Genomic DNA, 3,561 nt, shown 5'->3' on the forward strand with positions numbered 1-3,561 from the left:
AATTTACCTAGCCGTCAAATTTACCTAGCCGTCAAATTTACCTAGCCGTCAAATTTACCTAGCCGTCAAATTTACCTAGCCGTCAAATTTACCTAGCCGTCAAATTGTTGATTTAACTAGTAAAAACCTGACTACTCTATTATGTTTACTGAATTTAATTTGCGGAATACATAAATAAAAAATAGCTTGCTAAATTTTATAAAATTTAGTTGCAAGAGCCTTTATTTGATTGTTTGAGTTTGTTGTAAAAAATAGTTGGTAAGGCAGACATTATCGTTATAGACATCAAATTTAAGCAGTCAGCCCAAAGGCTTAGAATTATATAAAACCATAGTTTAAATAATACCTGAACAAAACTAGCTCAAATTTGCCGAGCACTGCTGTGACTTTATGGTAAAAACCAAGACTAACTTTATAAGTTTTGGCAAAACAAATCGGCCAGTTACGGCTCGCGAATAGTCGAATTTACAAGCCTAACATAGTCTTTAGAAGCATGTAAATAAGTGCCGCCGAGCCGCCTGCAATCGGTAGGGTAATGACCCACGCAAGCACGATAGGCTTGACCATTTTCCAGTTGGCGTCGCGGTTTAGGATACCGATACCAAGCACCGCGCCGATGAGGATGTGCGTCGAGGAGACCGGGATGCCGAGCTTTGTAGCTAGCAGGATAACGGTACTGGCCGCTAGCTCGGCGCTAAAGCCCGTCGTAGGCAGGATCTCGGCTAGCTTGCTACCGATCGTGGCGATAACCTCTTTGCCTAAAAACCAAAGTCCGACCACGAGTGAGATACCAAATGTCACCATCGCGATGCCCGGCACCGGAGCGGTGGCGTTTATGGAGCCTGTTTTTAGCACGTCCAGAATCGCGGCAAACGGACCCACGGCGTTTGCGATGTCGTTGGCGCCGTGAGAAAATGCAAACGAGGAGGCCGTAAATATCTGAAACCACGAGAAAATGCGGTTCGTGCTCTTTTCGGCATTGTCTTTTTTCATCACGTTTATCATCGCAAGCGTAGCGAGATAGGTGACGATGCCGATGACGCAGATGATCCAGATCGTGCCGATAAAACCTAGGTCTAAATTTAGATGCTCAAGCCCTTTAAAAAGCATCATCGATGAGATGATGATTGCGCCGATGCCCGCTACCGTCGGGATATGCTTACGCATGGCTTTTGACGTATCGATCTCTTTTTCGCGCTCTTTCATGGCTTTTATAGCGAGCTTGTATTCGCTGCGTTCGCCGCTTTCGACATCGTCGTCGTCAAGGACCGCGATCTTGCTTAGTATCCTTATCTGCTCGCTTTCGGGTTTTGTTTTTAGTTCTTGTAAATAGCGCTCTTTATAGGCTTTACGCTCGCGTTTTAGTACCTTTAGCTCTAGGGTAAATTTGCGAGTCGGGATCAAAATTTTAGATTTTATGTAGCCGTAAATGAAGTAAGAAAGGATGCCTCCTAGAAGCGGCGAGATTACCCAGCTAACGGCGATCCTGCCTATCTCGCCCCAGGAAACCATAGCTAGAGCCTTATCTCCGCCCATAGTCGTAAAGCCCATCGTAAGCCCGGCGCCAACGATACCGCCAACGATCGAGTGGGTCGTGGAGATAGGTAGACCCTTTTTAGACGCGATAAATAGCCAAATACCCGAGCTTAAAAGCGCCGACATCATAATCAGCACGAAAAGCATCGGCTCCGTGCCCTCCTGTGGAAAGCTCACGATGCCTTCGCGGATGGTTTTGGTCACCTCGCCGCCGGCAAATATCGCGCCGCTAAGCTCGAAAATAGCGGCAATAACAAGGGCTTGCTTTATAGTGACGGTCTTGGCGCCCACGCTCGTACCAAATGAGTTTGCAACGTCGTTGCCGCCGATGTTAAACGCCATAAAGATACCGAAAATACTAGCGATACTGAAAAGCAAAAAGTGATGAGTCGGGATGTACTGATAGCCCCAAACGAAAAATCCAAACGCGGTAATAGCGAAGATCGCAAAGGCAAAAAGATTGTCGCTTCTCAAGCAAGTCCTTTTAAAAATGAATGGTTAATTATAGCTACATTTTTCTTAAGCAAGCCAAATTTAGGCGGTTTTATTAGCTTTAAATTTTAGCTTCGTTATAATTTGCCTACTTAAATTTAAAGGAGAAAAAATGACGATTAGAGAGCAAATTTTAGAGGACATCAAGACTGCGATGAAAGAAAAAGATAACTTTCGCCGCGATACGCTAAGACTCATAAACTCAGTCATCAAGCAAGTCGAAGTCGATGAGCGTATCGAGATGACCGACGAAAAGGTGCTACCGATCCTACAAACCCAGATCAAACGCCGCATGGACTCTATCGAGCAGTATAAAAACGGCGGCAGGGACGATCTGGCGCAAAACGAGCAAAAAGAGATCGACATCATAAACGGCTATCTACCGAAGCAACTAAATGCAGACGAGCTAGAAGCTCAGATCAAAGAGATCATCGCCGGCCTTGGCGAGGGCGCAAATATCGGCACCGTGATGAAAGCTGCGAAAGAAAAAATAGGCGCTAGAAGCGACGGCAAGAGTATAAGCGAGTGCGCAAAGAGGCTACTGGGCTAAATTTGCATTTAAATTTGACCGAATTTGCTTTGGGGTTTGGTCAAATTTTATAGAAGGGCAAGCTTGCTTTTAGGTAGGTTTGCCTTTATGAGATTTGACGCAACACGGCAAATTATTGTTGTTTTTGTCAAATTTGGAGAGTTTATATCGTGCGGCTTGTGATCGGCGTGGAGTAAATTTGCTAAGTTTGCGATACCTAGTATAAATTTTGCCGAAGCCAATTGTTTTTATAGAGGGCGTAAATTTGCTCTAGAGTTTTTGATGACGTAAAGCTTTCCAAAATGGGTTTTGGCAAAATTTTATAGAATGGATTTTTTGGTTTAAAGCAATGCAAAAGAGCAAAATTTGAGCCAAATGTTTTTAGCTCAAATTTCGTATAACGTTACTTTACGCTTTCTTCTATCGTCGCGTCTATTATCTTAAAGATCTCGCCGCTTGCTTGTTTGACCTTGGCGAATCTATCGACAAATTTTTGGATATCGTTCATATTGTAACCATTTTTTGAGTCGTCTAGGTTAGCTTTTACTAGATCGCTTATTTGTTTTGCGGGAGCGCTTGCCTTCTCGAAGCTTTTTGAATTTGCAAAATACGCCGCCGCACTCTCGTACCATGCGTTTAAATTTTGCGTTTGTTTTTGCATATTTTCGTCATCGCCTCTTTCGTTGATGACGTTTCCGTATGCGGTCTGCAGATACGTTACTCGGTTGATCTTGCCGATGATACCGATTGTTTTGTTTTCGACGTATTTTGAGATTTTTGCGCTTTGCGTCGCACCCTGGCTAAATACGTTCACGGCATCTCTAAATTTAGACACGCTTACGTTTGCGACTTGCGCTATTTGCGTGATTTTGTTGGAGTTGTCGTTTAGATCGTTTGTTTGTTGTTGTAAGGTTTGGATATTTATGCCGATTTCGCTTGTAGCTTTTTGTGTATTTTCGGCTAGTTTTCGCACTTCGTCCGCGACTACGGCAAAACCTCGTCCG

General features: G+C 43.9%; 3 protein-coding genes. 1 reads left to right on the forward strand and 2 read right to left on the reverse strand.

Features of this window, described 5'->3' with window-relative positions; all coding sequences use genetic code 11:
• Positions 1-465: 465 nt before the first annotated feature.
• A complete protein-coding gene (locus Q0314_RS01805; RefSeq protein ID WP_298055879.1) occupies positions 466-2,010 on the reverse strand; it encodes an inorganic phosphate transporter in 1,545 nt (514 codons plus the stop codon).
• Positions 2,011-2,140: 130 nt separating this feature from the next.
• On the opposite strand from Q0314_RS01805, the gene Q0314_RS01810 reads away from it, so the two are divergent.
• On the forward strand, positions 2,141-2,578 hold the full coding sequence (locus Q0314_RS01810) for a GatB/YqeY domain-containing protein (protein ID WP_298055881.1): 438 nt from the start codon (positions 2,141-2,143) through the stop codon (positions 2,576-2,578).
• A 382-nt stretch (positions 2,579-2,960) separates the two neighbouring features.
• Here the strand turns inward: Q0314_RS01810 and Q0314_RS01815 are convergent.
• The coding region (locus Q0314_RS01815; protein ID WP_298055883.1) for a methyl-accepting chemotaxis protein at positions 2,961-3,561 on the reverse strand (601 nt) is incomplete at its 5' end.

Origin of the sequence: uncultured Campylobacter sp. (assembly GCF_938040115.1) — a bacterium.
GTDB lineage: Bacteria > Campylobacterota > Campylobacteria > Campylobacterales > Campylobacteraceae > Campylobacter_A.